Source organism: Pollutimonas sp. M17, from assembly GCF_025836975.1.
Lineage (GTDB): Bacteria > Pseudomonadota > Gammaproteobacteria > Burkholderiales > Burkholderiaceae_B.
Window position 1 is genome coordinate 88,346 of record NZ_CP107548.1, and the last position, 26,624, is coordinate 114,969.

Here is a 26,624-nt window from a genome sequence, read left to right on the forward strand (position 1 = left end):
GGGCAAGATACATTATCATCGAGACTTGAAATTCTAACGCTCATTGACGATACACCATGGCCAAATCCGCATCCGCCCACCTGGATACCCTGTTGCAACACGCCGGCACCGCCCAGTTCGATCCGGTCACCGGAGCCGCTCCCGTGGCGCTTCCTTCCATGCGGACCAGCACGGTGCGCTTCCAGAACCTGGACGTGCTCGACCGGACCCAGGCGGGCAAGGCCAGAGGCGAGCGCAGCGTGACCTATGGCCGCGTGGGCATGGAAACCCATGCGGCGCTGGAAGAAATCTTCTGCGAACTGGAAGGCGCCGAGCGCGCATTCCTGGCCTCATCCGGAATGGGCGCCATCACCCTGGCGCTGTTGAGCGTCCTGAACGCCAGCGATCACGTGCTGATTGCCGACTGCGCCTATGGCCCCGTGCGCTACCTGGACAAGACCGTGCTGACGCGCATGAACATCGACGTGTCCTACTGCCGCGCCATCGTGTCCGAACTGGAAGCGCAGCGGCGGCCCAATACGCGCGTGCTGTACATCGAATCGCCCGGATCGCTGCTGTTCGAAATGCTGGACATCCCCGCCCTGGCCGAGTATGCGCGCAAGCACAAGCTTGTCCTCATTACCGACAACACCTGGGGATCGGGTTATGTCTATCGGCCGCTGGACCTGGGCGCCGATATGTCGGTGGTGGCGGGCACCAAATACGTGGGCGGCCATTCGGACCTCATGCTGGGGGCCGTCATGGCCAGGGATCCGTCCATCATCAAGCGCATCAACGATACCCATTACGCCATGGGCTACTCGGTCAGCGCCGACGACGCCTGGCTGGCCATACGCGGCGTGCGAACCTTGCCCCTGCGCATGCGCCAAAGCGCCCAGAACGCGCTGGAAATCTGCGATTTCCTCGCCACCCGCCCCGAAGTGGCGCGCATCTACCACCCCGCCTTGCCCAGCGACCCGGGCCATGCCATCTGGAAGCGCGACTGTACCGGCTCCAACGGCATGCTGTCGGTGGAACTGAAGCTGGCCCCCGCCGCGGCCCGCCGCTTCGTCGACAGCCTGGCCTTGTTCGGCATCGGGTTTTCATGGGGCGGCTTCGAAAGCCTGGTCCAACTGGTGGATCACGCCGCATTGCAGCCCCACGGCTACTGGCAGCCCAATGACCATGCCGTGGTCCGCCTGCACATAGGCCTGGAGTCCCCGGACGACCTGGCGGCGGACATCGCTCAGGCCTTGGACAAGGCCCAGGCCTGAGCGACGAAAGAACGCTCTTACGCTGTCAGCTTATGTTTTTCCTGAGGGGCGATCGATCAAGGGAAACGGGTCGGGCATGGGGTGATGAAAGCCAGCGAGGGCCGCCAGCTCGCCGAACCGTTCGACAAAGACGATATCGGTGATTCCAGATGTTGTCGCTGGGAACCGGGAATTTGTCTTCCAGGTATTTAATGGCGCCATGCCTCGGAAAAAGCATCCCTCAATAATATATTCATCAAAGGCGGCTGGTTCAGGGCGGGAGGGGCGGTTACGCGCACGCCGAAAAAATGGCCTTGGGCGGGGGCCTGAGAGGGCGCGCATGTCTGAACAAAAAAACCAGCCGGGGGCTGGTTTTTTTGTGAGTTCGCGCCCGACCCCGTTCAAGGCCGTTTTCTCGGGAAATCCTGGCGCAGCCAGGATCGGAAGCGTCTAGCCCCTCTCGCCCTGAACCAGCCGCCACTTAAGAACGAGAATGAGGTATTGAAATAAAAATACCCAAGAGCAATAAAATAAAGCCGCGCAGGATTTCAGCGCAACGGCACAAAAGTTACTACTCAACAGCATAGGCGCAGCCTACTTGCTCACCATCTCCAGCAGCTTCTGCGCCTCTTCTATCGTCCCTTCATAGCTGTTCGTCATCGTCGGCGACGTCACATACTTCCCGCCCACCGCAATGCTGGGCGTCCCTTCGATCTTGTAGGCCTTGGCCAGCTCGTTCGCCCGCATCACCTTGGACTTGATGCCGAAGGAATTGAACACATCCATGAAGGCCTCGCGATCCACGCCCTGGCTGGCCACCCAGTCCGCAATCGCATCCGCGTCATAGATGCGCTTGCGCTGCACATGTATCGTCTTGAAGACATCGTCGTGCAGATCCAGGCGATTCATCGCTTCCAGCGAGTAGTAGAGCTTCTGCAGGTCTTCCATGCTGGCATTGAATGCCACCGGCACCGGGCGCAGCACCGCATTCTCGGGCAACGTCTTGGCCCATTTCTGAACCAGGGGCTCGATGGCGTTGCAATGCGGGCAGGTATAGGCGAAGAACTCCAGAACCTCGATCTTGCCCGTCGTGTCCGAGGGCTGGGCGGGTTCAACCACAACGTAGCGATCGGCCGCCTGGGCTTTGGCTGCGGGCAAAAGCAATGCGCCGGAGCCGATGGCAAGAATGGCAAGAGCGCGTAGAAGCAGATGTTTGAGCGACATAATATTTTCCAGGAAAACCAAAGCCATTGAGACTGCAAACGTAGCGACAAGTTCAGCCGGCCGGACCGTTCAAGGGCGGACGACCGATGAATCGATTTTCTCCGCGCCCAGCCGCGCGCGCGAACGGTTCATCTCGTCTATGCCCTTGAAGGGCCCCACCCGCACGCGATTGACCGTTGCGCCATTGACCTGGGCCTTCTGCACCTGAGCGGGGAGCCCAAGCAGCAGAATGCGCGCCTTGACCGCCTCGGCGTCGCTTTCCGAACGGAAAGCGCCCGCCTGCAGATAATAGGTGGTCTGGGTGGCGGCCGTGGCCGGCTTGGCGGGCGGTTCGGTGCCCGGGGGGAGCTTGGCGGCCGATGATGCCGGAGCGCTTGGAGCGGCGGCCGGAGCAGGCTGGCCGGCCGCGGGCTTGTCGGCGCTGCCCAGGCTGGCGATCAGGTTGCCGATATTGTCTTGCGCGGGAGCCGTTCCGGGCGCTGCCGGCGCCGTGCCCGGCAATGGAGCGGGAGCGGTGGCCGTCGGCCCCGTCGCCGGCAGGCCGGCCGGACCGTTCTTGCCGTACAGGCCGATGTTGGGATCGGGCGCCTGCCGGACGTCGGGCAGCAATGTCTTGGCCGGATCGCGGCTGGCCTTGTCCACGAAAGGCATGGGCACTTGCGTAACGAACAAAGCCACCGCCACGGCGGCGATCAGCCCGACAATCAGGCCGATCAGTATTCCGAACAGCGTGCTGCCGCCCGATTTGGAGCTAGACGATTTGCGACTGTTGCGGGCCATAGAAGTGTCTTACATCCTTTCAGGAGCGGAAACCCCGAGCAGTTCGAGGCCGTTTGCGATAACCTGCCCGGTGGCGCGGGCCAGGCGCAAGCGCGCAAGCCGCAAATCGGTGTCGTCGACCAGCACGCGCTCGGCGTTGTACCACGCATGGAAATCGGCGGCGCAGTCCCGCAGCCAGAAGGCCAGGTGATGCGGGGCCAGTTCCTGCGCGGCCAAAGCCAGGGTGCCGGGGTATTCGGCCAGGCGCTGCATCAGGGCGAACTCCGTTGGCGCCAGCAGCTTGTCGACGGCGGCGGCCGGTATGCGCTCGGCCAACTCGGGCGACTGCGCCAGCATGGAGCAGATGCGGGCATGGGCATACTGAATATAGTACACCGGGTTTTCTTCGCTTTTGGATAGCGCCAGGTCGATGTCGAAGACGAACTCCGAGTCGGCGCGGCGCTGGATCAGGAAGAAGCGCACCGCATCCTGGCCCACCCATTCGATCAGGTCGCGCAGGGTCACGTAGCTTCCCGCGCGCTTGGAAATCTTGACTTCGGCGCCGTTGCGCACGACCTTGACCATCTTGTGCAGGATGTAGGCCGGGAAATCCTTGGGTATGCCAAGACCTAGGCCCTGCAGGCCCGCGCGCACGCGGGCAATGGTGCCGTGGTGATCGGTGCCCTGGATGTTGATGGCGCGATGGAAGCCGCGCTCCCATTTGGCCACATGGTAGGCGACATCGGGCACGAAATAGGTATAGCCGCCTTCGGACTTGCGCATGACGCGGTCCTTGTCGTCGCCCGTGCCCAGTTCGGTCGTGCGCAGCCAGAGCGCGCCTTCGCTTTCGTAGGTGTGCCCCGAGGCAACCAGCGCCTGCACGGTTTTTTCGACGCGTCCGCTGGTGTACAGAGAGCTTTCCAGATAGTAGTTGTCAAACTTCAGGCCGAAAGCCTGCAGGTCCAGATCCTGTTCGCGCCGCAGATAGGTGACGGCGAAAAGCCGTATGTCTTCCAGGTTGTCGATATTTCCGGTGGCCGTGACCGGCACGCCGTCGGAAGCCTGCACCGTGGATTTGGCCTGGAAGTCGCGGGCGATGTCGACGATGTAATCGCCCTTGTAGCCATCCGCCGGAAAATCGGGCGAGTCGGGGGCGATGCCCCGGGCGCGCGCCTGCACGCTGATGGCCAGGTTATCGATCTGATTGCCGGCGTCGTTGTAATAGAACTCGCGCGTTACGTCGAAACCCTGGGAACTGAACAGGCGGCAAAGCGAATCGCCCAGGGCGGCCTGCCTGGCATGGCCGACATGCAGCGGCCCGGTGGGATTGGCCGATACGAACTCGACCATGAGCTTTTCCGCGTTTGCCGGCAGCCGGCCATAGCGGGCGCCTTCCTGGGCAATGGCTTGCAGGACGGCCTGGCGCGCCGCGACGGCCAGCCGGAAATTGATGAAGCCCGGCCCGGCGATCTCGGCCGAGGCCACGACTTCCCGCGTAGCGGGGTTGGCCAGCAGGGCGTCGACGATCTGCTGCGCCAGCTCGCGCGGATTGCGTCCGGCCGGCTTGGCCAGCTGCATGGCAACATTGCAGGCGACATCGCCGTGGGCGGCGACCTTGGGGCGTTCGAGCAGAACCGTGGGTGTTGCCTGGGGCAGGATAGCGCCGACGGCGGCCCTTATAAGCGAAATGAGCTGTTGTTGTTGCCCTGGAAGCATAAGACGAATAGATAAGCGAAAAGAATATGTGGCCGGGCCCGGATGAATCTGGCGGGCCGTTGGGTTGGCGCCCCTGCGCAAACGCCATGAAGATGCAAATGATAACGTGATTTCCGCGAGTATGGGCTGCCCCGGCGCCGGCCGCGCCGGGGCGCGGCCTGGTCAGGCGGCAAGGGCGGGCCATCCCAGTTCGTCGTGCAGCCATTGCGCATAGCCCGACATGTCGACCGTGCCGACCTCGGAGCCGGCGCGGCTGCGCCAGTTTTCATGGCGTGCGATCAGCGCTTCGCTGCGGGCCCGCGCTTCGCGCCCCAGCAGCGGGTGATCGTCCTGATAGGCATGCCGCGTGGAGCCGTCCGCGTTGTCTGCGCGGCGGTCGCCCTCTTGGGCGGATCGCAGCGCGGCGGAGCGCTCGTCGTGCAGGATGGGTTGGGTGATTTCCCGGTCGTCCGCCGGCAGCGGATGGAAGCCGACCGCGGCGGCGCGGGCTTGCCAGAGCATCCAGTTAAGGGCCACGTCGGCCAGGTCGCCGCGCGTCGTGGGCCGGCCGTCGGCTCCGCGCAGCGCGCCCCCGCCGATGTCCGCATGCGCCCCGATGAATGGGGCTTCGACGATATTGTGGCCGTCGGCGTCAGAGGCCAGGGTAAGCGGGAAGATCCAGCGGCGTTCGTGCAGGGCGACCGCGTGCGCGACCCATTGCCAGGCAGAGGCGATGGTCAGGTCGTAATTGGGCCGCCTGAGCCCGGTGGGCCCGAATTGCGCCACGGTGTCGAACAGGCCCATGAAGCGCATATCGATGCAGGCGGAGACATGGCCGCGCACCGTATCGGTGTACGAGAACAGGCCTGCGGCGGTGTGCTGGTTGATCAGGTTGCCGAAATGCCTGGCCAGCGCCGCTCCGCGCGAGAATCCGATGATGTCGATGGGGATGGGGTCGTTCAGGCCGCCGTCCCGGCTCAGGGTGTTGAGCAGCGACTGCCACTGGTTCTCGATGATCTGCGCCGACCGTCCCGCCGTGATGGCATCCCAGTCCAGGTACATGGAATTGCCGGGCCCCGGATGGTAGAAGACCGGGCCGTCGCGATAGGCCTGGCTTATTTTCCAGATATTGCTTTGTGTGCCGGGGCTTTGACGCGTACCGTCGAAGGCGAACAGCAGCAGGCCCAGCGGATCGGCATGGCGCCTGGGCTGTTGCGCGGCATAGCCCAGAGCCTGGTTGCCGGGCACCGGGCCCAGGGGATCGGGCTCGGCGTAGTGGCCCCACTGCGGCAGATAAGTGCGCAGCAGATTGTCATGCCAGCCGGTTGCCGCATCGAACACCTGGCCGGGCAGGCGGATGTCCAGGTTCAGGTCGCCGGCGACACGTGTTGCAAGACCCATGGGGCTGTAGCTGGCCTGCCAGCGTATTTGCCTGTGCCGGTCGGTGAGCAGCCTGGGCGCCCCGACAAGGTCGGAATGCACCCAGTACAGCGCCGATGCGGCGTAGTCGATTACGCCGACCAGCGCGTGGTGGGCATAGATGTAGCGTCGGCTGAGGACAAACGCCTGATCGTCGCGGTCGGCCCCGGCTGCGGCGCCGGCGTCATCGTCGATTTGCCGTTCGGCGACCAGGCGGTTGTCCAGGTAGAAGTAATCGGTGTCGGCCTGCGGTGCGCGCCTGGCGATGCGGTGGCCGAATGCGTTGTGGACATAGCTTGCCAGCAGCCCGCCCCGGGCGCGTACCCGGACCAGCCGGCGATTGGGGCCGTAATCGAGCTCATGGCCCTCGACGGACAGCGGCAGGCCGGAGGCATCGCGTTGCACGGATGGCATGCGGGTGGAGCCGTTCATCCGCTTCGCCGCCATGGAGCCATCGTCGTTCCAGGCAAACCAGGCCGATTCCTGCGAGCCGCTTGGGCGGCCAGCCCTGCCTGCGGGGAGCGTTCCGGACCATTCCGCGCCGACCAGCCTGGAACGGTCGTCATAGGCATAGCGCCAGGTTTCGCGGTGATCGCCGATGACATGCTGTTCCTGGCTTAGGCGGCCCTGCGGGTCGTAATGGTGGCGCAGCAGCCAGACGGGCTCGTCGTGGTCGGATAATGCCAGCAGGTCGGCCCGGCCCTGGTCGTCCAGGGCCGTGGACAATTGCAGTCCATTTCCATAGCGGTATCCCGGCATGCCCGGCACGCTGTCGATGACGACGTGGGTCTCCCCCTGGGCATCGTGCCACAGCATGGCGGCCAGGCGCCCCTGATCGTTCCAGCGGTATTCCAGGGATCCGCCTTCGGGCAGCCGATGCCGCAACAGGCGGTGCGAGGCGTCGTATTCGAACGATTCGGTGTAGTGCAGGGGTTTGGGGCTTGCCGTTGCGCGGCTGACCGTGCGCCGCGCCAAGCGCTTGTGCGCATCGTGTTCGCGCGTCTCGGTTTCGTGTGGATGATCGATGCGCGACAGCAGGGAGCCACGCCAGGAAAGCGTGCTGACCTGTTCGGACCGGGCGTTTTTTTCGATCAGCCGCAGCGGGCGGCCAAGCGCGTCGTATTCATAGCGGACGGTATCGCCGTTGGCGAAAAGCCGTTGCCCCGGCAGGCCTTGCGGGTTGTAGCGGATGCTTTCGGTGCCGGTCAGCGACGAGCTCCAGGACGCGCGGCTGCCGTTGGCGTGATAGCGCAGCGCCAGCCCCGGCCAGCCTGGCGTGCCCGGGCGTACTTCGCGTACCGTGCCCTGCGCGTCGCGCTGCAGGGCGGCGCCATCCAGTTGCAGCAGGCGGCCGCCTTGATCGTAGCGGGCCCGACTGCCCGGAGGTGCGCAGCCGGGGCAGGAGGCGCCGCTGACCCGGGTCAGCACGTGGCGGCCGCCGGCCAAAGCGGTTTCGAACCGGGTTTCGCGGCCTTGGGCATTGCGCGCCACGGTCAGCCCGCTTTGGGCGGCGGTGGGCCTGCGTGCATAATGCAGCGCCACTTTGCCGGCCGGGCTGTCGGGCTGGCCCGAAATGGAAAGAATGGCGCGGCCCTGTGCGTCGTAGGCCCAGGTATTGAGTCTGGCCGCATTCCGCTCGCCGGATGAGACGATTTCGATGCCGGTCAGGGCGTAGGGGTTTCCCGCCTGGCGTTCGGCTTCGTAAAGATAGCGCCGCTGCATGCCGTCGGGCCGTATGACGCCGGTCAGTCGCATGAGGGCGTCGTACCGATAGCGGAAGCGGCCAAGGACGGTATCGATGTGATCGAGCCGCGCCCGCCCGTCGACGATGTCGTAGCCGAAGCGCAGCGCCGTGCCGGCGTCGTTGTCGATGCGTTCGATGGTGTGGGCCAGGGGGCCGGACGGCGCCGCGCGATGGATGTACAGGTTTGCGCCCTCATCGGAACGGATGCGGATCAGGTAGCCGTACTGGTTGAAGCGCAAGGTCTTGCGGCCGGGCCAGGACCACACCCAGTCGTTGCCGTGGGCGGCAAGGACGCCGTGCGCATTGGCCAGAGGTTTTCCGCCCGCCTGGCGGAACTGGATGCGGCGGCCGTCGGCCTGCACGATCTGCCAGCGTCCGCCGACATGGAACAAGCGCGTGTCGTAGGACAAGGCCCATCCCCGGCCCAGCACCGATGGACGCCGGTCGAACGCGTTGTAGTGACGCAGGATTTCGAGCTGCGGCGCCATGGGGTGGGCGGGCAGGTCGGTTTCTTCCTGGTACTTGTTGCCCGTGACCAGATGTATGGGGTTGCCCGCGGCCAGGCTAAGCCCGGGCTCGGTGTTGGCGGCGCCGGCAACGCCGCCCTGGCCGCAGGGCGGACCCAACTGCGGGGGGCCGCAAGCGCCCTGCGTTCGGGCGGCGTCAGACAGGCATGCAAGGCATGCCAGCAATAGGGCGCGGAGCATGCGGGACATGGCGGTTCCATACAAAGAAAACCCCGATATCTTGCTGCTTGGCAGCGCTCTTTAGATAGGGTAGTGTATCAATGTGTCTATTGAGGGAAACCGAAAATGCTAGTCGTCTTTCACTCTAAAGCAGCCGCCGAAGTGTTGATGTTCTCCAAACACGCCTTGCCCATACTCAAGGCCGCCGGCAAGCCGTACACCGATACGCTTCCAGAACGGGGCGTCATCACCCGCGACCAGCTGGATGCCGCCATAAAAGGCATAGAGCAGGCCATTTCCACCGATACGGAGTCCGAATTCCCCGACGATCATCAGGACGACAACGATTCCAAGACGCATCCCATTGCCCAGCCGGTCAGCTTTCGCCGCCGCGCCTTTCCCCTGCTGGCCATGCTGCGTCTGTCGCGCGAGCACAATGCCGATGTCATGTGGGAACCCGCGCCCACGTGGTAAAAAATTCGCCTGGCCCTATGCCTTCATGGGAGAATCTATGCGCAGTGTAGTCACGATCATTTTCAACAACCGGCAGTCGCTCGAACTGACGACCGACGTCGATCCCGCGGGCCAGGCGCCGGTGGCGGCGCGCGACTGGTTCGACGCGACCTGGACACGGCTGGGCTGCGAACCGCTGCGCCCCAGCGGCAAGGTGCTGCTGCTGGACAAGATTCTGGGCGTGGCCGACGCGCTGGGCTATGCCAAGCTGTCCCAGGACGAACAGCAGGCCCATGAATACGCCCGGCAGGCGGCGCTTGCACTGGAAAAGCCGCGTATTACGGTGGATCTGCCGGGACTGGTCGTGGGTTTCTGAGCCGCCGCGTCCAGCCCCACCGATGCGACCGGGCTCCAAAGGCGGGCCGGCCCTGGTGCTTGTCCGGCTGATCGAACCAGGCAGCGCGCTAGCGGATACCCGCGCGCATGAACGATTGCACGAACTGTCGCTGGAATAGCAGGAAGGCGATCAGCAGGGGCGCGGCGCTGAGCAGCGTGGCGGCGGTGATGATGGACCAGTCTATTCCCTGGTCCGTCGAAGCGAACACTTGCAGGCCCACCGTCAGGGGGCGTGATTCCACCGAATTGGTGATGATCAGGGGCCACAGGAAGTTGTTCCAGTGGTAGCTGACCGATACCAGCCCATAGGCCACGTATATGGGGCGGGCCAGCGGCACGTACACCTTCAGCAATATCTGCCAGCGGCTGGCGCCTTCGACGCGGGCCGCTTCCTCCAGCTCCAGGGGCACGGTCTTGAAGGTCTGGCGCAGCAGGAAGATGCCGAATGCGGATGCAAAATAAGGCAGGCCCACCGCGAAAATGGTATCGCGGACCCCCAGCCACGACATCAGCCGGTAGTTCTCGACGATCAGCACATCGGGCATGATCATCAACTGCAGAAGCACCAGCAGGAAGACCAGGTCGCGTCCTTTGAACTCGAAGCGCGCGAACGCATAGGCCGCCAGGGTCGACAAGACCAGTTGCGCCGCCAGCACCATGGTGACCAGGATGAAGGTATTCAGGAAGTAGCGGGCAAAGGGCGCGGCATGCCAGGCCGCGATGAAATTGTTCAAGGTCAGCGGGGCGGTCAGGTCGAAGTTGGTCGAATAGGCGGAAGGGTGGAAGGCCGCCCACAGCGTATACGCCAGCGGCAGGAACCACAGTATGCCCAGCAGCCAGGCGCCCACGGTATCGAGCTTTTGCGTCATTGGTAGTGTGTCCTGCGGTCGAGCCAGCGGAACTTGATGAAGGCTGTAATTGAAAGAATCAGCAGCAGCACGACCGACAGGGTCGCGGCGTACGAGGTGTCCCAGTAGCTGAATCCCACTTCATAAATGTAGAACAGCAATAAGGTGCTGGCATTGTCGGGGCCGCCCTTGGTCATGACCAGTACATGATCGACCAGGCGGAAGGCATTGATCAATGCATTGATCAGCACGAACAGCGTGGTGGGCATGAGCAGCGGCAGCAGCACCCTATGGAAGTACTGCCAGCGCGAGGCGCCCTCCAGCAGGGCCGCTTCGCGCAGCGAAGGCGAGATCTGCTGCAAGGCGGCCAGGTAGAAGATCATGAAGAAGCCGGACTCCTTCCAGATCGTGACCAGCATCAGGGCCGGCAGCGCGGTGTTGCGGTTGCCCAGCCAGTTCATGCCCGGCAGGTTGAACCAGTCGGCGATCTGGTCGATAAGGCCGTACTGCGGCGTATAGAAGAACAGCCAGATATTGGCCACGGCCACCATGGGCAGCACGGTGGGCGTGAAGTAGGCCAGCCGCAGGAAGCCGCGTCCGGCCAGCTTGCGGTTGACCCATAAGGCCATGATCAGCGCGATCGCCACCGACACCGGGATCGTGATCAGAGCATAGGCCAGGTTGTTCCACAAGGCTTGCCAGAAAACGGGATCGTCGCCCATGGCGGCAAAGTTCTCCAGGCCCACGAACACGGCCGGACGATTGGCCTTCGGAGTCGAGAAGAAACTATGCCAGAGCGTGGCCAGGGCCGGATAGTGGGTGAATGCGGCCAGCAGGGTAATGGCCGGCAGCAGGAGCAGCCAGCCATACACCGCGTTGAGCGACGAGTTCTTCATGCGCTTTATTTATAGGACCGCAGCAGCCGGTCGGCGTCGCGCTGGGCGTCCTTCATGGCCTGCTCCGCCGTTTTCGAATTGGTCAGCACCGCCTGGATGTTGTCGTTCAGCAGCTTGGTGATGCGCTGGTTGTCGTGGGTGGAAAACTCCGCCACGCTGACTTCAAGCTGATCGCGCGCCACCAGGGCGGTCGGCACTTCCTTGACGTAGTTTTTCATCTTGTCGGTTTCCCAGGCGGCCGGGGTAACCGCGACATAGCCGGTATCGATGCTCCACGCGGCGGCGTTTTCGGGGCTGGTCATCCATTTGACGAAGGAATAGGCCGCCTTCTGCTGTTCGGGCGTGGCGGATTTGAACAGATAGAAGTTGCCGCCGCCGGTGGGGCTGCCGCCGTGCTTGGCGCGGGGCATTGGGGCCACGCCGAAGTCGAACTTGGCGTTCTTGCGCACATTGGTCAGGTTGCCGGTGGTGGTCCACATCATGGCCGTCTTGCCGACCAGGAAATCCTTGGGCGTGGTGCCCCAGTCTATCGTGCCGGTGGGCATGACCTTGTGCTTGTAGGCCAGGTCGTGCCAGAACTGCAGCGCTTCGACCACGGCGGGCTTGTCCAGGAACACCTGGTTGCCCGCCTCGTTCATCAGGATGGCGTCGTTGGGCGTGGTCAGCGCCTGGAACAGCCAGTAGGCGAAGCTGCCGCCCGACGGAATCTCCAGGCCCCATTGCGTTACCTGGCCGGAGCCATCCGTCTTGGTCAGCTTCTTGGCCTGGGAGACCAGTTCATCCCAGGTGGCTGGCGGCGCGTTCGGATCCAGGCCGGCGTCCTTGAACAAGTCCTTGTTGTAGTACATGACGATGGTCGAGCGCTGGAAGGGAATGCCCCACGTCTTTCCGCCTGTCTGGCTGTTGGCCATGAAGGCCTTGTAAAAGCCGCCCAGCCATTTCTTGTCGTCATCCGACTGAACCAGCGGATCGAAAGGGACGATGGCGCCCTCGTCGATCAGCGTGAACATGTCGGTCGACAACAGCACCGCCAGTTGCGGGGCGTGGCCGCCCTTGTGCGCCGTCAGCGCCTTGGCGACGGAATCCTGGTAGGTGCCGGCATAGATGGACTTGATCTTAATGTCGGGATGGCTTTTTTCGAACTCGTCGACCATGCCGTCCACGATCTTGGTGATGGGACCGCCGACGGCAACGGGGTAGTAGAACTCGATTTCCACAGGCTGGGCCTGGGACCAGGCGGGAGCCGCGCAGAAGGCGCCCGCCAGGCTGAATGCAAGGGCTTTCAAGAAAGTGCGTCGCATGATGTTTTCCTATCAAGAATGAGCGGGCGGGCGGTGGAGCGCCTTGCCCGAGGTGTCGAAGAAATGTTGCTGCGTGGGGCTCCAGCGGAGCATGAGTTTTTCGCCGGCGTGGGCACGCAAATGCCCGGCGGCGCGGACGGCGATGCCCGGATTGCTTCCCAGCGTGCACACCACGATGGAATCGGCGCCGAAGTATTCGACGGTCTCGACGGTGGCCATGACGCCGCCCGTGGTGTCTATGGCAATATGTTCCGGACGTATGCCCAGCTTGGCCGCTCCCTCCGGCATGGCTTGTAGCACCTGGCCCAAGCCGCCCAGGTCGCGGCGGGTTTGCGCATCCAGGGTCAGCAAATTCATGGGCGGCGTGCCGATGAAGCGGGCCGAGAATTCGGAACTGGGAATGCCGTACAGCTTGTCCGGCGTATCGTTCTGCTCCACGTGGCCGCCGTTCAGCAGCACCACGCGATCCGCCATGCTCATGGCCTCGGTCTGGTCGTGGGTGACGTACACCATGGTGATGCCCAGGTTTTGTTGCAGCGCGCGGATTTCACGGCGCATTTCATGCCGCAACTGGGCGTCCAGGTTGGACAAGGGCTCATCCATCAGGCAGACCGGCGCTTCCGAAATCACAGCGCGGCCCAGCGCCACCCGCTGCTGCTGCCCGCCCGACAGTTGCGAAGGCTTGCGGTCCAGCAGCTTTTCCAGACCGAGCAGCGCGGCGACCTTCGCAAGGCGCGGCTTATGCTGCGCGACGGGCTCCTTGCGCACCTTCAGGCCGAACAGTATGTTTTCCTTTACCGACAGATGCGGAAACAGCGCGTAGGACTGGAAGACCATGGAGATCTTCCGCCTGGAAGGCGGCAGGTCGGTCACATCGTCCCCGCCTATGCGTATGCGGCCCGAGCTCGGCGTATCCAGGCCCGCGATCATGCGCAGGGTGGTCGATTTCCCGCAGCCCGAGGGGCCCAGCAGGACGGCGAACGTTCCGGCTTCCACTTCGAAGCTGATCCGGTCGACGGCCGGCGGTGCGTTGCCAAACTGTTTTGTGACGTTATCCAGGATGATCGTAGACATGGGCTAGAAGGAATAGGGGCCGGGAAACTCGCCGATCAGGGCATGGTGCGTGACCAACCCTTGCGGGCCTTGCCAATGCAGCTGGTAGCCCGGCGGCTCGAAGTTGAAATTCAGGTCTTGGGCGGCATCGTCCAGCGTCAATTCGATCTGGTGGGCGGTGCCGGGGCAGGTGGATGCGATGGCTCCGCCCACGCGGCACATGATGGTCCGGTGCAGATGGCCGCACAGAATGCGTTCGATGTTGCGATACGGTGCAATGATTTCCGCGAATGCTTCCCGGCCTTGCAGCAGGCCCAGGTCGTCCATCAGCCTGATGCCGGTTTCAAAAGGCGGGTGATGCATCAATATGACGGTGGGGCGTTCGGGCGCCTGGGCCAGCGCGTCGGCCAGCCAGGCCAGGCGCATGGCGCAGAGCTCGCCGGCGCTGCTGCGCGGAACCGTGGTGTCCAGCGCAACGATGCGCAGCGGCCAGGTATCGACGGTGTACTGCATGAAGGGAAAGCCGGTGTCCAGATAGCGATGCCCGGGAAAGGCGGCGCGCAGCGCGGCCGGGCTATCGTGATTGCCCGGAATAAGCAGGAAGGGAATGTCCAGTTGTTCCAGAAGAGGCCTGAGCAGCTGGTATTCGTCCGCGCGGCCGTGCTCGGTCAGATCGCCGGTGGCCACCACCAGGTCGGGGCGCGGATCCAGCCGGTTCAATGCACTGACGCAGGCGGCCAGGTGCCGCTCGGCCTGTATCAGCGCGCTATGCTTGCCCGCCTGCTGGATATGCAGGTCACTGATTTGCGCGATGAGCATGGCTCTTCCTTTTGGGGGGCGCTGGCACCGCGGCGACGCTGGCGCCGGTAATCAGCCTGTGTGGAAGCTGTGCGCTGCCCGTGCTGCGCTGCTCGATCTGTTGCAGCAGAAGATGGCAGGCCGCCTTGCCGATTTCATAGCCCGGCGCTTCGATCGTGGCCAGGCTGGGCGACATGAAGGCGCCATAGCGGATGCCGTCGAAGCCGGCCACGGAGATATCGCCCGGCACCGATCCGCCGAGCTCCTTGATGCTGGAGATGACGGCGGTGGCCAGCAGGTCGTTGGAGCAGAAGAGGGCGCTGGGCCGCGCCGCCGATTGCAGGATGTCGCGCACGGCGGCGGTGTCCGAGCCGGTGTGGCTGGGCATGATGACATGCTGGACGCGCTTCAATCCCAATTCCCTTGCGCTATGCCTGGCGCCGGCCAGCCGCGACCTGGCGCGATCCGACAGATTGAGCGGGCCGCTGACGAAGGCAATGTGCCGATGGCCCAGTTGCGCCAGATGCTTGATCATGTCGGACGCGGCGGCGTAGTTGTCGACGGCGGCGCAAGGATGGACGGTCGATTCGTTGTAGGCCAGCACATAGCTCATGCCGTGCCGCTTCAGCATCTTCAGTACCGAGCTGGCGCGCGCATTGGCGACCGTCAGGATGATGCCGTCGAGCTGGTGGTCGATAAGGCGATGGACGGCATCGGTTTCCAGGTCCGGATCGTAATGCGTGGCCGTCATCATGACGCTGTAGCCCGACTGCCGGGCGCGCATTTCGGCGCCCTCGAAACAGTCGGCGAACACGGGATTGGACAGGGTGGGCAGGGCGAGCCCCAGGGTGCGGGTATTACCGGAGCGCAAGCTGCTGCCCAGGCGGTTGGGGCGAAAGCCGTGGCGGCCGGCAATGTCCAGCACACGCTCACGGGTGTCGGCCTGGACGAGCCCGGGCCGGTTGAACACGCGCGAGACCGTTGCAGGCGATACGCCGGCTTCGTCAGCGATCCTTAATATGGAGATCGGATTCACGCGCCGCTTGCTGTCCAAAACGCCCCTCCCAACCGGTAAAGGTTTGATGAAAACGTTTTCATATTAGACATCAAGTATTGCGGGCGTATTACAGTGATTACCCGTAGATGGTGGATCTATGGCTGTTCTTTTTTGAGCCGCGGGTTTTCTCGGGGCGGCCTTGTTGGCTGGGGAGTCGCCCGATGCTTTTCTTTGTTGCTCTCTTGTTATGGCTCATCTTCTTGGGTCTGGGCACGAAATTCCAGGTCTCCCTTCTCTTCTATTGACGCCTGCGGGATGGCTGGGATCGGGCTCTGCTCCTCGTGGCCGGTTCGGCGCCTGCGCGCCGAACACCGCATCGCCTTGCTCGTGCGCACGTACGTGCTCCCTTCGCGTACGGCTTGCTCGGCCCCGAAAGTCGCCGCCGCCCGACCCCAGCCACCCCACAGGCTGCGTCGTTGAGATGCGCGGCTCTGTCGGGGCGGGTTGGGTGCTTGGCGTTTTTTTGCGGTGACGTTGGCTGTTTGAAGAGCTCTTGCGCTGTCCCTGACCGCGCCCTGTGGGCGGCGCGGCCAGAGACGTTCGGACTGGGCATGCATCGGCCGAGAGGGCGGCGATGCCCGACCACATGAGCAAAGGATTCGGCCAGGCCTTCGTCGTCGAGTTGTGCTGAAGATGCCCATGCATTATGAGGGTGTGGTGACTTGCTTGCAGGTGCCTTTACGTCCCACCTTTGGATACGTTCGCATCATGCCTTGCCTTGAGGTGTGGCTGGCAGGCCGGGGCTGGGCGACCGTTGAGCAAGCCGCAGGCCTGGCTTGGAAGCGGGGGCGTAAGAGTGCGCGCTGTTTGAACATAAAATCAGCCGGGGGCTGATTTTATGTGAGTTCGCGCACGTCCCCCGATGGAAAGCCGGGACAAGGGAAGCCCGAAGGGCCGCAGCGATGGGAGCACAGCCCCGGCCTGCCAGCCATGCCGACTCAAGAAACCAAAGATGATGATGAAGGCTAGCCGCACCATCTCAAGAAACCAAAGATAGGCAACAAAAAAAGCGCCCCGGCTTTTAACCAGGGCGCTTAATCAATACCATCCAGCCACAAAACCGAACGGCAAAGAAGCCAGGCAGGATCAGGCCGCCATCGCTTCCGCCTTCTGTGCAACAGCATGGCGGTTCACAGCGCTAAGGATAGCCAGGAACGACGCCGTCACGATATCCCCGTGTATCCCCACCCCGAAGCCCGTCGCCGACTCGCCCACACGCAACTCCACATAGCAGGCTGCGCGCGTGTCCGTGCCCGTGCCGATCGCATGTTCATGGTAGTCCATGATCTTCACATCGCTGTCCAGCGCATTCACGAATGCCGAAATCGCGCCATCCCCGCGGCCCACCAGATTGCGCACCCGGCCGTTTTCCTCGACCTCGGCCTCGATCACGAACTGATTGCCCGCGCCCGCTTTCGGGTCGCCGGTGATCCGGTGGCGTATCAGCTTCCAGGTCTGCTCGACCTCCAGGTACTCGTCAGAGAAAATATCGTACACCTTGCTGGCCGTGACCTCCGCGCCGGTTTCGTCCGTCACGCGCTGGATGGCGCGGCTGAACTCGATCTGCAGGCGGCGCGGCAATACCAGGCCATGCTCCTGCTCCAGCAGGTAGGAAACGCCGCCCTTGCCCGACTGGCTGTTGACGCGGATCACCGCATCGTAGCTGCGGCCCAGATCCGCCGGGTCGATGGGCAGATAAGGCACTTCCCAGGGCGCATCGGCTTCCTGGCGGGCAAAGCCCTTCTTGATCGCATCCTGGTGCGAACCCGAGAAGGCCGTGAAGACCAGGTCGCCTGCGTACGGATGGCGTGGATGCACCGGCAACTGATTGCAGTACTCGACACAGCGGCGGACCTCGTCGATGTCCGAGAAATCCAGCCCCGGATGTATGCCTTGCGTATACAGGTTCAAGGCCAGCGTCACCAGGTCCACGTTTCCGGTGCGTTCGCCATTGCCGAACAGGCAGCCTTCGATGCGGTCGGCGCCGGCCATGACCGCAAGCTCGGCGGCCGCCACCGCTGTGCCGCGGTCATTGTGCGGGTGCACGCTGAGCACGATGCTGTGGCGCTGCTTCAGGTTGTTGTGCATCCATTCGATCTGATCGGCGTACATATTGGGCGTCGTCGCCTCGATCGTGGCGGGCAGGTTGTAGATGATCTTCGAGTCCGGCGTGGGCTGCCAGGCTTCGGTCACCGCATTGCACACGTCCAGGGCGAATTCCGGCTCGGTGGTGCTGAAGACCTCGGGGGAATACTCGTAGCGCCAGCTGGTTTCCGGATGCTGGCTGGTGAACTGCTTGACCAGGCGTGTGCCGCTCAAGGCGATTTCCTTGACCTCGTCCTTGCTCATGTTGAACACGATCTTGCGGAAGGCCGGGGCGCAGGCGTTGTACAGGTGGACGATGGCCTTCTTGGCGCCGGCGGCCGATTCCACCGTGCGGCGGATCAGGTCTTCGCGCGACTGCGTCAGGACAATGATGGTGACGTCGTCGGGTATGCGCTTTTCATCGACCAGCTTCCGTACGAAATCGAAGTCGGTTTGCGAAGCCGATGGAAAACCGACTTCGATTTCCTTGAATCCGATCTTGACCAGCTGTTCGAAGAAGCGAAGCTTGCGTTCGACGCTCATGGGCTCGATCAGGGACTGGTTGCCGTCGCGCAGGTCGGTGCTCATCCAGATGGGAGGGTGGGTAATGCGCTTGCTGGGCCATGTGCGTTCGGAAAAGTCGCGTGCGAAGGGTACGAACGGACGGTATTTATGGGACGGATTGGAAATCATGGGTACACCTTTGTATAACGGAATAGGCGGGTCGCAATCACCGGAGCCGCAATGGGGGCTCTTGAACTTCAATGACGGTATTGGATGGGGATGTGGCGAAAAACAGGCTGCCGAACTGCCACGCGACGCTAGGCCCGGCAACCGATCGGTAGCAGTAGCGATAGGGCTAGCGAGGACAGCAAGGAAACGCGCAAGGGCTTGCGCGAAACACGCAATGCGCCACCCGCAGCATGGCTGCTGGCGTGGGCATCAAAGAGGGAAGCGTGTTGGGCTTGCATGGCGATAGTCAACCATATTTACGGCGCATTGGCAAGTTTTATTGCACTTCCTCTTCGATGTGCGTAGCGTCCAGCATGGCGGCCTGACGCCGCGCCAGCGCGATTTTTGCGGCTCGGCCGCTGCGCAACTCGGCGGCGGCGCGTTGCAAATCGCCCACGGTGACGGGTTCGCGGCGATCCTGCCAGGACCATCGCAACACTTCCCGCGCCGGTTCGGACAACTGCGCAGCCAGCATCTGTATGGTGTCTTCCCCGACTATCTTGGCGCGGCCGCGGCGCAGGACGCCCTGCACGAAGCCATACAGAAAATAGGCAATAATAAGCGTGCACAGCGCTACGACGGCCCACCAGAAGAAGGGGTTGTATTGCTTCAGCAGCGCCACGGCCTGGACGCCCAGCGCGTGCAGGCCTTCATAGTCGATGCCGCGGCCGAACGCCACCACACGGTTCAACAGGTCGTACCAGACCAGGGCCACCACCGCGACGACCGCCACGCACACGATTTTTTGCATGGCGGTCAGCTTCAGCAAGGTGTTCCGTAGCAGGGTACGATCCCGGGATGTGGGCGCAGACTGTGCTTGCAGGGAATTTGGTTTCATACTCGTATTTTAAAATGCAATCGCGTCAATCCTTGGAACTTCGCCAGCACCAGCAATTGGCGCTGACCCCTCAGCTGCAGCAATCGATACGATTCCTGCAGCTGTCGTCGCACGAACTGGAATTGGAGGTGGCGCAGGCCTTGCTGGAAAATCCCTTGCTCGAGCGCGAGGAAGAGTATGACACCGATACGCCGGATACGGTAGCCGACGAAGCGCAGGCTCAGGAAGATCGCTGGGCGACGCCGGGCATGTCCGGCCGCAATGGCGGCGGCGCGGATGACGAGCCCACACGGCCCGAGACGGCCCTGGCGGAGACCCTGCAGGACCATCTTCTGGAGCAGTTGCGCCTGACGCGCGCCGAGGCGCGCGACTGTGCCCTGATCACGCTCCTGATCCAGGAGCTGGACGAGAACGGCTATTTGCCGACATCGCTGGATGACGTGCTTGCCTGCCTGCCGGAGGAACTCGCGGTCGAACCCGAAGAATTGCATGCCGCCTTGCGCCTGCTGCAGTCGTTCGATCCGCCCGGTGTGGGCGCGCGATCCCTTGGCGAATGCCTGTGCCTGCAGTTGGACTACCTCGAGGCGGCATCGAGAACGTTGGAGCCCGAGGTGCTGGCTTGCGCCCGCGCCATCGCCCGCCACCATCTGGGCCTGCTGGCCACGGGCAATCTGATCAGGCTGCGCGATGCGCTGTCCTGTGACCAGGCCGTATTGCGCGCCGCGCACGCGGTCTTGCTGCAATTGGAGCCCAAGCCGGCGCGCGATTGGGCCGCTTCGACGGCCGACTACATCACCCCGGACGTGCTGGTCAACAAAGTGGGCAAGCGTTGGGTGGCCAGGGTCAATCCGGCCACCATGCCGCGGTTGCGCATCAATGCGGTGTATGAGGACCTGCTGGGCAAGGGACCGGCGGCGCCGGCCATGCAGAGCCAGCTTCAGCAGGCGCACGGCCTGATCAAAAGCGTGAGCCAGCGTTTCGTGACGGTCTTGCGCGTGGCCCAGGCGATCGTGGACAGGCAGCAGGGCTACTTCGAAAACGGAGCCGCGGGCATGCGCCCATTGGTGCTGCGGGATATCGCCCAGGAGCTGGAGCTGCACGAGTCCACGGTATCGCGGGCGACCAAGCAGAAGTATGCCCAGACTCCTTGGGGCGTCATCGAGCTGAAAGGGTTCTTCGGAGCAGCCTTGCAAACTGACGGCGGAGAGTCGACATCGGCCGCCGCCGTGCGTTCGCTGATCCTGAAGCTGGTCGCCGCGGAGTCGGGCGCCAAGCCGCTGTCGGACAATCAGATTGCGCTTCGCCTGGCCGATCAGGGTGTGGTGATAGCGCGGCGCACCGTGGCCAAGTATCGCGAGGCGGCCGGCATAGAGCCGGCCATCCTGCGCAAGGCGCGTGCGGCCCTGGAGAGCCGCTGACGACCGTCTTGGCCAAGGCCGGCGTTGCCGGGAAGGTACAACTCCCCCGGCCGTCGCGCCGAATCATCCAAACGATTTGATTTTTTCGTGGCGTTGGATGATAATTATTCTCATGTTCATTTGTATCTGTAATGCCATCACTGAACGGCAGGTTCAGGCGGCAGTCGCTGAAGGGGCCAGCACCTTGTCCGATTTGCAAGGGCAGTTGGGTGTGGCGGCATGTTGCGGTTGCTGCGCCGAAACGGCCAGCGAATATCTGCCGGGCGGCCGCTATGCGGGCCAGGCATCCATACGCCAGGAAGCAGGCACGCTGGTTACCGAGGCCGCGAACGATTCCGAGCTTCCGGCCGCTGCCGTCATGGTCGAAGTCGCCATTCGCCGCGCCTGAATCATTTCGTAACAAAATAGCGACTCAGCCTCCGGCTGGGCTGTGCAGCGCGAAGTCGCCCGCTATTTTTTGCACTTTCCCCCCTTGAAATACCGTTTTTTTCAGGAGCCGGCGCACGGCTCGCCTGCGCATGAGGCTTTTTGCGCTGTAACGGTATTAATAAGTCAATTCATTCCTGTTCTCACGCAGCGGCCGCTGGGCTTCCCGCAGCAGGGGCTTTTCGCCCGCCGGCCCGCTGAAAAAGGCGTATTGCCATGTTAGGCTTATGGTCGAGCAAGACTTGCCTGACGTCCCGAGCCCAGCGGCCCGGCGTCGATGGCTTATCGACCCATCCCTTAGTTTCAGGAGCACGGCCATGAAAGGCGACACCACCGTTATCCGGCATTTGAACGCGCAACTCAAGAACGAGCTGACGGCCATCAATCAATACTTTCTGCACGCCCGCATGCTGAACCATTGGGGTTTCGACAAGCTGGGCAAGCATGAGTACGACGAATCCATCGGCGAGATGAAGCACGCCGATCGCCTGATCGAACGTATCTTCATGCTCGATGGTTTACCCAATCTGCAGGACCTGCACAAACTGATGATAGGCGAGGATGTTCCCGAGATCCTGTCCTGTGACCACAAGCTGGAATCCGCCGCGCAAGAGACCGTGAAGGAAGCCATGGCCTATTGCGAATCGGTGCGGGATTTCGTGTCACGCGATCTGTTCCAGGACATCCTGAATGACACCGAAGAGCACATCGACTGGCTGGAAACGCAAATGGAGCTCGTGCAGAAGGTGGGGCTGCAAAACTACCTGCAGTCGCAGATGGGCGAACTGGAATAGGAAGACCGGCTGCATCCAGGCCCGGACGGTGCTTGCCGGCATGCAAGCGCAACCGTCCGCGGGTCAAGCATCCGTACGGGAAAATCCCCGCTGTGTGTCTGCGCAGCGGGGATTTTCTTTGAGATCGGCGATGTCCCGATCGATGTTCCGGCGTTTAAAACGATTTGGCGGGGCAGTCGCGCACCCGTCCCCAGGCGTTGTTGGGTTCGCAGTACTTGTTGCGTGCCGCCCAGGCGCAGCTGGGCCGGTCGAAAAAGCCCTGGGCGCTGCAGGCCTGGAGATCCTGGCGCAGGCTGGCCTGCCAGGCCTGATTGTTCCCTCTGGCCGCCACGGGCGGCGGAGGCGGCGGTGGGGCGACTTCTATGGGCTGCAAGGGGGCTTTCTGGCCGGGGGAGGCCGATGCGCCCAGTCCAAGGCTGCCGACATCGGCAATGCCTTGCAGGCCGGGCGCGGCATTGTTGGCCTGGGCGATAAGCTGGGCCTCGCCCATGGTGATGGTGGTGGTCGCCACGTCGATGGCGGGGTTGGATGTGGTTTCATCCAGCGATGTTTCGGGTATTTGCCATGCAATGGCCGTGGGGGCTTCAGGCACGCCTTGCTGCCCGTTGAGCAGCGGCTGAGGGGGCTGGGCCACATAGGGCAAGCCATTGGCATCCAGCACGGGCACGTCGGAAAGTTCGGGGCGCTCGGGCGGGGTGGGCGCCACCGGGCCGTGGGCGACCAGCCAGTCGCCCAGCCGCAACCCGCCCCAGGCGGACGCGCCCGCGGCCAGTACCAAGATCGCAAAAATGAATCGCCAGGACATGTTTACCTTCAGTCTGGAAAAGGATGCCCAGTATAAAGGCTGGGATCCGCAGGAAAAAACGGCGGATTACGGCATCCTTTATGTATTCTGCCCAAAAACCTGGCCTCCGTGTTCGCGCATGGCGTGAAATTCAATACCGGGATACAGCTCTTGCGCCACGCGCAACTGCGCCGGCGAACTAGCCAGGAACGCGGCGGCATCGACGACATCATAGGCGATGTTCGCGGCATTGGCATTCATGAATTTTCGCAAGACTTTGGGATCTTCGGCTGTAAACCAACGTGCCATGTTGTAACGCGAAGGCATCATGCGGGCTTCGACGCCGTACTCGGTCTTGAGCCTGTGGGCGACCACTTCGAACTGCAGCTGCCCCACGGCGCCCAGCAAAAGGGCGCCGCCGGCCGCGTCGGGACGGAACACCTGTATGGCGCCTTCCTCGCCCAGCTGGGTCAGGCCGATGCGCAGCTGCTTGGTGCGCAGCGGGTCCTTGACTTCGACCGCCTGGAACAGTTCGGGCGCAAAAAAGGGCAGGCCGGTGAACTGCAGGTTCTCGCCCTCGGTCAGCACGTCGCCCAGCTGCAGGACGCCGTGGTTGGGAATGCCGATGACGTCCCCCGCATAGGCCTCGTCCAGCAACTCGCGACGCTGCGACAAGAAGGACACCACGTTGTTAGGCCGCATCTCCTTGCCGGTGCGCGCCACTTTCAGGCGCATGCCCCGTTCGAAGCGGCCCGAACTGACACGCACGAAGGCCACGCGGTCGCGATGGGCGGGGTCCATATTGGCCTGGACCTTGAATACCACGCCGCTGAACTTGGGCTCGTCCGGCTGTACCTCGCGTTGCAGGGCATTGCGCGAGCCCGGCTTGGGCGCCAGGTCCACCAGGGCGTCCAGCACCTCCTGCACGCCGAAATTATTGATGGCCGATCCGAAGAAGACCGGTGTCTGCTTGCCGGCCAGGAAGGCGGCGTGATCGAACTCGGGGGCGGCGGCGTTGATGAGCTCGATTTCCTCATTGGCTTTGGCGAACGCGTCGCCAAAGCGCTGGGCGATGGCCGGGTTGTCCAGGCCGTCGATCAGCTCATCCTGGTCGCCGCGCCTTTCCTGGCCGGCCCGGAACACGCGCATGCGGTTGCGGCGTATGTCGAACACGCCGCCGAACGAGCGTCCCATGCCCACCGGCCACGAAAACGGCACGGCGTCCATGCCCAGGTGCGATTCGATCTCGGACAGCAGGTTCAGCGGTTCCTGCACCTCGCGGTCCAGCTTGTTGATGAAGGTGATGATGGGCGTGTTGCGCGCGCGGCAGACCTGCAGCAATCGTATGGTCTGGGGCTCGACGCCGTTCGCGGCATCGATGACCATGAGCGCCGCGTCCACGGCGGTCAGGACGCGATAGGTGTCTTCGGAGAAGTCCTGGTGGCCCGGGGTGTCCAGAAGGTTGATCACGCAGTCGCGGTATTCCATCTGCATGACCGATGAGGCGACTGAAATGCCCCGCTGCTTCTCGATTTCCATCCAGTCGGACGAGGCGTGGCGGCTGGCCTTGCGGGCCTTGACGCTGCCGGCGATCTGGATCGCGCCCGCAAAGAGCAGAAGCTTTTCCGTCAGGGTGGTCTTGCCCGCGTCGGGGTGGGAAATAATGGCAAAGGTGCGTCGCCGCGCGACTTCTTGGGTAATGCTCATGACGTGATTTTAGCGTGTGTCGCTTCCGAGGCCGCAGCGTCCGGCCTCTCTAGCGGGTTTTACTTATGCTGGCTGAACGAGGCCAGCACCGTGCCTGCCAGGATGAACATGGTGCCGAAAGCGCGATTGAGCCAGCGGATATGGCGCGGGCTGCGCAACAGTTTCAGTATTCGAGAGGCCAGGGTGGTGTAGCAGCCCATGGCCACCAGGTCGGTAAAGCACAGGGTGGCGGCGATGGCGGCGTATTGCAGGGGCAGCGGTTGCGACAGATTCAGGAACTGCGGCACCACGGCCAGCAGGAAAACCGTGCCTTTGGGGTTGGTGATGTTGATCAGGCAGCCCCGCATGACAAGCTCGCGGGCCTTGAAGGGCGCCGGCTTGCCGGACTCGACGGCGACCGGCGCCGCATCGGTTCGGAACTGCTTCCACCCCAAATAGATCAGATAGAGCACGCCCAGCCATTTGACGATGCCGAAAGCCACTTCCGAGGCGGCGAGGAGGGCGCCCAGGCCCACCGCCACCACGATGAACTGGATGAGTATCCCCAGGATCAGCCCTATCGTTGTCCAGTATCCGCGCCTGAAACCGTATTTCAGCCCGGAAGCCATGGCCGAGATGGCGCCGGGCCCGGGCGAAAATGAAATGGCCCAGGAAGCGGCAAAAAAGGCGAGCCAGGTGGACAGGGACATGGTCGTGGACGAGGATTGGGGGTGGCGGAATGATACGCCTTATTTGCCCAACAATGCGGCCCGCTGGCCGCTGTTGCGCCGTCCTGGATTGCCATGTTGCCGGGGCTGGCCTGCGCCGCCGCCGGCGGGCTTGCGTCCGCCGTTGCCCGAACGGTGCGATTCGCCGGGTTGGCCGCCGGCCCTGGGGGCCTGCCTGGCGCCGGCGCCCGCGCCGGTTCTGCGGGGCGCATTGCCCGCACGGCGTGGAGGACGGTCATCATCGTGATCGCGGGCATGGGCCGGCTCGGCCTTGACCATGTCGGGCGACCAACCGTTGACGGTGGTGCGCTCGATGGGGCGCTTGATCAGTTTCTCGATGGCGTTCAGCAGCTTTATTTCCGACCTGTCGACCAGCGACATGGCCGAGCCGGTGCTGCCGGCGCGGCCGGTGCGGCCGATGCGGTGCACATAGTCTTCAGGCACGTTGGGCAGCTCGAAATTCACGACGTGGGGCAGATGGTCGATATCGATGCCGCGGGCCGCGATGTCGGTGGCGACCAGCACGGCGACCTTGCCGTCCTTGAAGCCGGCCAGGGCGCGGGTCCGCGCCGCCTGGCTCTTGTTGCCGTGTATGGCGGCCGCGGACAAGCCGTCCTTGACCAGTTTTTCGGCCAGGCGGTTCGCCCCGTGCTTGGTGCGGGTGAACACCAGCACCTGATGCCATCCGCTTTCGCGGATGATGTAGCTGAGCAGGTCGCGCTTATGCGCCTGTTCGGTCAGCACCATGCTTTGGGCGACCAGTTCCGAGGCCGTATTGCGGCGGGCCACCGAGATTTCGATGGGGTCGGTCAGCACGCCCTTGGAGAGCTCGCGGATTTCGTCCGAGAAGGTGGCCGAGAACAGCAGGTTCTGGCGCTTCTTGGGCAACAGCGCCAGAATGCGGCGGATATCGCGGATGAAGCCCATGTCCAGCATGCGGTCGGCTTCGTCCAACACCAGGATTTCCACGCCGGAAAGATCCACGGTTTTCTGTTGCGCATGGTCCAGCAGGCGGCCGGGCGTGGCCACCAGGATGTCCAGCGGCTTGCGCAGCGCATTGATTTGCGGATTGATATTGACCCCGCCGAACATCACCATGGAGCGCACCGAGGTGTGCTGGCCATAGGTGCGCACCGATTCCTCGACCTGCGCGGTCAGTTCGCGGGTGGGGGTGAGAATCAGCACGCGCGGCTGGCCGGGCTTGCGGCCTTGGGCGGGGTTTTGCAATAAACGGTGCAGGATGGGCAGCGTGAAACCGGCCGTTTTACCGGTGCCGGTTTGTGCGGCGGCCAGCAGGTCGCCGCCCTTGATCACTTGCGGAATGGCCTGCGCCTGGATGGGGGTGGGGTGCTCGTACCCGGTGTCGGCGACGGCACGCAAAAGGGGTTCTGCCAGCCCAAGGGCGGCAAAGGGTGTTTGGGTAGTCAAGAAATAACTCCAGCGACAGCCTATCGCTCGAGTTGAGAGATACCAATCTAGGCAGACGATAAAAGAAGTTGATGGCAAAAAAGCCAAAGGCAAGGCCAGAATGGCTTGCAGACAGCGTGCTGATTGGTACGGCACGCAACTTCT

The 26,624-nt window shown here is 63.3% G+C and carries 22 protein-coding genes; 6 read left to right on the top strand and 16 right to left on the bottom strand.

What is annotated here, in order from left to right:
- Positions 1 to 56: 56 nt before the first annotated feature.
- Positions 57 to 1,253 (top strand): cystathionine beta-lyase, encoded by a 1,197-nt coding sequence (gene metC / locus OEG81_RS00380; RefSeq protein ID WP_264130706.1) that lies wholly within the window; start codon positions 57 to 59, stop codon positions 1,251 to 1,253.
- Positions 1,254 to 1,826: 573 nt separating this feature from the next.
- On the opposite strand, the gene OEG81_RS00385 is transcribed toward metC, so the two are convergent.
- The 4 genes from OEG81_RS00385 to OEG81_RS00400 all read right to left on the bottom strand — a co-directional run bounded on the left by OEG81_RS00385 (position 1,827) and on the right by OEG81_RS00400 (position 8,789).
- Complete coding sequence (locus OEG81_RS00385) at positions 1,827 to 2,456, bottom strand: thiol:disulfide interchange protein DsbA/DsbL (protein ID WP_264130707.1); 630 nt, start codon at positions 2,454 to 2,456, stop codon at positions 1,827 to 1,829.
- A gap of 69 nt (positions 2,457 to 2,525) precedes the next feature.
- Entirely contained in the window at positions 2,526 to 3,236 is a 711-nt protein-coding gene (locus OEG81_RS00390; RefSeq protein ID WP_264130708.1) for an SPOR domain-containing protein, read from the bottom strand.
- Positions 3,237 to 3,245: 9 nt separating this feature from the next.
- Positions 3,246 to 4,931, bottom strand: a complete 1,686-nt coding sequence (argS, locus tag OEG81_RS00395) for an arginine--tRNA ligase (RefSeq protein WP_264130709.1) — start codon at positions 4,929 to 4,931, stop codon at positions 3,246 to 3,248.
- A gap of 162 nt (positions 4,932 to 5,093) precedes the next feature.
- Entirely contained in the window at positions 5,094 to 8,789 is a 3,696-nt protein-coding gene (locus OEG81_RS00400; protein WP_264130710.1) for a phospholipase effector Tle1 domain-containing protein, read from the bottom strand.
- A 96-nt stretch (positions 8,790 to 8,885) separates the two neighbouring features.
- Here OEG81_RS00400 and OEG81_RS00405 point away from each other — a divergent pair, with 96 nt between their 5' ends.
- Together OEG81_RS00405 and OEG81_RS00410 are read left to right on the top strand one after the other, a co-directional pair.
- Positions 8,886 to 9,233: a DUF1840 domain-containing protein gene (locus OEG81_RS00405; RefSeq protein ID WP_264130711.1), complete on the top strand. Its 348-nt coding sequence runs from the start codon at positions 8,886 to 8,888 to the stop codon at positions 9,231 to 9,233.
- Positions 9,234 to 9,270: 37 nt separating this feature from the next.
- The gene (locus OEG81_RS00410; protein ID WP_264130712.1) at positions 9,271 to 9,588 is read left to right on the top strand and encodes a hypothetical protein; all 318 of its coding nucleotides are present in this window, start codon (positions 9,271 to 9,273) and stop codon (positions 9,586 to 9,588) included.
- Positions 9,589 to 9,676: 88 nt separating this feature from the next.
- On the opposite strand, the gene OEG81_RS00415 is transcribed toward OEG81_RS00410, so the two are convergent.
- The 8 genes from OEG81_RS00415 to OEG81_RS00450 form a co-directional block, all read right to left on the bottom strand.
- A complete protein-coding gene (locus OEG81_RS00415) occupies positions 9,677 to 10,477 on the bottom strand; it encodes a carbohydrate ABC transporter permease (protein WP_264130713.1) in 801 nt (266 codons plus the stop codon).
- Positions 10,474 to 11,352, bottom strand: a complete 879-nt coding sequence (locus OEG81_RS00420; RefSeq protein WP_264130714.1) for a carbohydrate ABC transporter permease — start codon at positions 11,350 to 11,352, stop codon at positions 10,474 to 10,476. The genes OEG81_RS00415 and OEG81_RS00420 overlap by 4 nt, the downstream gene beginning before the upstream one ends.
- 5 nt (positions 11,353 to 11,357) lie before the next feature.
- Positions 11,358 to 12,653: an ABC transporter substrate-binding protein gene (locus OEG81_RS00425; protein ID WP_264130715.1), complete on the bottom strand. Its 1,296-nt coding sequence runs from the start codon at positions 12,651 to 12,653 to the stop codon at positions 11,358 to 11,360.
- Positions 12,654 to 12,665: 12 nt separating this feature from the next.
- Complete coding sequence (locus tag OEG81_RS00430; protein ID WP_264130716.1) at positions 12,666 to 13,727, bottom strand: ABC transporter ATP-binding protein; 1,062 nt, start codon at positions 13,725 to 13,727, stop codon at positions 12,666 to 12,668.
- A gap of 3 nt (positions 13,728 to 13,730) precedes the next feature.
- Positions 13,731 to 14,525: a phosphodiesterase gene (locus OEG81_RS00435; protein ID WP_264130717.1), complete on the bottom strand. Its 795-nt coding sequence runs from the start codon at positions 14,523 to 14,525 to the stop codon at positions 13,731 to 13,733.
- On the bottom strand, positions 14,503 to 15,540 hold the full coding sequence (locus OEG81_RS00440) for a LacI family DNA-binding transcriptional regulator (protein ID WP_264130718.1): 1,038 nt from the start codon (positions 15,538 to 15,540) through the stop codon (positions 14,503 to 14,505). The genes OEG81_RS00435 and OEG81_RS00440 overlap by 23 nt, the downstream gene beginning before the upstream one ends.
- Before the next feature lie 1,107 nt (positions 15,541 to 16,647).
- Positions 16,648 to 18,339 (bottom strand): 2-isopropylmalate synthase, encoded by a 1,692-nt coding sequence (gene leuA / locus OEG81_RS00445; RefSeq protein ID WP_264130719.1) that lies wholly within the window; start codon positions 18,337 to 18,339, stop codon positions 16,648 to 16,650.
- A 316-nt stretch (positions 18,340 to 18,655) separates the two neighbouring features.
- A complete protein-coding gene (locus OEG81_RS00450) occupies positions 18,656 to 19,216 on the bottom strand; it encodes a hypothetical protein (RefSeq protein ID WP_264130720.1) in 561 nt (186 codons plus the stop codon).
- A gap of 14 nt (positions 19,217 to 19,230) precedes the next feature.
- Between OEG81_RS00450 and rpoN the strand changes: the two genes are divergently transcribed.
- The 3 genes from rpoN to bfr all read left to right on the top strand — a co-directional run bounded on the left by rpoN (position 19,231) and on the right by bfr (position 21,854).
- Positions 19,231 to 20,634 (top strand): RNA polymerase factor sigma-54, encoded by a 1,404-nt coding sequence (gene rpoN, locus OEG81_RS00455; RefSeq protein WP_264130721.1) that lies wholly within the window; start codon positions 19,231 to 19,233, stop codon positions 20,632 to 20,634.
- Positions 20,635 to 20,746: 112 nt separating this feature from the next.
- On the top strand, positions 20,747 to 21,022 hold the full coding sequence (locus OEG81_RS00460; RefSeq protein WP_264130722.1) for a (2Fe-2S)-binding protein: 276 nt from the start codon (positions 20,747 to 20,749) through the stop codon (positions 21,020 to 21,022).
- A 355-nt stretch (positions 21,023 to 21,377) separates the two neighbouring features.
- Positions 21,378 to 21,854, top strand: coding sequence for a bacterioferritin (gene bfr, locus OEG81_RS00465; protein ID WP_264130723.1), 477 nt, complete (start codon positions 21,378 to 21,380; stop codon positions 21,852 to 21,854).
- A gap of 154 nt (positions 21,855 to 22,008) precedes the next feature.
- Here the strand turns inward: bfr and OEG81_RS00470 are convergent, their stop codons facing one another.
- The 4 genes from OEG81_RS00470 to OEG81_RS00485 form a co-directional block, all read right to left on the bottom strand.
- Positions 22,009 to 22,659, bottom strand: coding sequence for a hypothetical protein (locus OEG81_RS00470; RefSeq protein ID WP_264130724.1), 651 nt, complete (start codon positions 22,657 to 22,659; stop codon positions 22,009 to 22,011).
- A gap of 78 nt (positions 22,660 to 22,737) precedes the next feature.
- Positions 22,738 to 24,345, bottom strand: coding sequence for a peptide chain release factor 3 (locus OEG81_RS00475; RefSeq protein WP_264130725.1), 1,608 nt, complete (start codon positions 24,343 to 24,345; stop codon positions 22,738 to 22,740).
- Positions 24,346 to 24,404: 59 nt separating this feature from the next.
- Complete coding sequence (locus OEG81_RS00480) at positions 24,405 to 25,034, bottom strand: LysE family transporter (RefSeq protein ID WP_264130726.1); 630 nt, start codon at positions 25,032 to 25,034, stop codon at positions 24,405 to 24,407.
- 39 nt (positions 25,035 to 25,073) lie between these two features.
- Complete coding sequence (locus tag OEG81_RS00485) at positions 25,074 to 26,480, bottom strand: DEAD/DEAH box helicase (RefSeq protein WP_264130727.1); 1,407 nt, start codon at positions 26,478 to 26,480, stop codon at positions 25,074 to 25,076.
- Positions 26,481 to 26,624 lie beyond the last annotated feature (144 nt).

Excerpts from the sequence above, each read along its gene's own strand:
- OEG81_RS00475 (WP_264130725.1), bottom strand. The coding sequence starts at position 24,345 with ATGAGCATTACCCAAGAAGTCGCGCGGCGACGCACCTTTGCCATTATT.
- rpoN (WP_264130721.1), top strand. The coding sequence starts at position 19,231 with ATGCAATCGCGTCAATCCTTGGAACTTCGCCAGCACCAGCAATTGGCG.
- OEG81_RS00405 (WP_264130711.1), top strand. The coding sequence starts at position 8,886 with ATGCTAGTCGTCTTTCACTCTAAAGCAGCCGCCGAAGTGTTGATGTTC.
- OEG81_RS00460 (WP_264130722.1), top strand. The coding sequence starts at position 20,747 with ATGTTCATTTGTATCTGTAATGCCATCACTGAACGGCAGGTTCAGGCG.
- OEG81_RS00390 (WP_264130708.1), bottom strand. The coding sequence starts at position 3,236 with ATGGCCCGCAACAGTCGCAAATCGTCTAGCTCCAAATCGGGCGGCAGC.
- OEG81_RS00470 (WP_264130724.1), bottom strand. The coding sequence starts at position 22,659 with ATGTCCTGGCGATTCATTTTTGCGATCTTGGTACTGGCCGCGGGCGCG.
- OEG81_RS00385 (WP_264130707.1), bottom strand. The coding sequence starts at position 2,456 with ATGTCGCTCAAACATCTGCTTCTACGCGCTCTTGCCATTCTTGCCATC.
- bfr (WP_264130723.1), top strand. The coding sequence starts at position 21,378 with ATGAAAGGCGACACCACCGTTATCCGGCATTTGAACGCGCAACTCAAG.
- OEG81_RS00415 (WP_264130713.1), bottom strand. The coding sequence starts at position 10,477 with ATGACGCAAAAGCTCGATACCGTGGGCGCCTGGCTGCTGGGCATACTG.
- leuA (WP_264130719.1), bottom strand. The coding sequence starts at position 18,339 with ATGATTTCCAATCCGTCCCATAAATACCGTCCGTTCGTACCCTTCGCA.
- metC (WP_264130706.1), top strand. The coding sequence starts at position 57 with ATGGCCAAATCCGCATCCGCCCACCTGGATACCCTGTTGCAACACGCC.
- argS (WP_264130709.1), bottom strand. The coding sequence starts at position 4,931 with ATGCTTCCAGGGCAACAACAACAGCTCATTTCGCTTATAAGGGCCGCC.
- OEG81_RS00435 (WP_264130717.1), bottom strand. The coding sequence starts at position 14,525 with ATGCTCATCGCGCAAATCAGTGACCTGCATATCCAGCAGGCGGGCAAG.
- OEG81_RS00400 (WP_264130710.1), bottom strand. The coding sequence starts at position 8,789 with ATGTCCCGCATGCTCCGCGCCCTATTGCTGGCATGCCTTGCATGCCTG.
- OEG81_RS00425 (WP_264130715.1), bottom strand. The coding sequence starts at position 12,653 with ATGCGACGCACTTTCTTGAAAGCCCTTGCATTCAGCCTGGCGGGCGCC.
- OEG81_RS00420 (WP_264130714.1), bottom strand. The coding sequence starts at position 11,352 with ATGAAGAACTCGTCGCTCAACGCGGTGTATGGCTGGCTGCTCCTGCTG.
- OEG81_RS00480 (WP_264130726.1), bottom strand. The coding sequence starts at position 25,034 with ATGTCCCTGTCCACCTGGCTCGCCTTTTTTGCCGCTTCCTGGGCCATT.
- OEG81_RS00430 (WP_264130716.1), bottom strand. The coding sequence starts at position 13,727 with ATGTCTACGATCATCCTGGATAACGTCACAAAACAGTTTGGCAACGCA.
- OEG81_RS00450 (WP_264130720.1), bottom strand. The coding sequence starts at position 19,216 with ATGAAACCAAATTCCCTGCAAGCACAGTCTGCGCCCACATCCCGGGAT.
- OEG81_RS00410 (WP_264130712.1), top strand. The coding sequence starts at position 9,271 with ATGCGCAGTGTAGTCACGATCATTTTCAACAACCGGCAGTCGCTCGAA.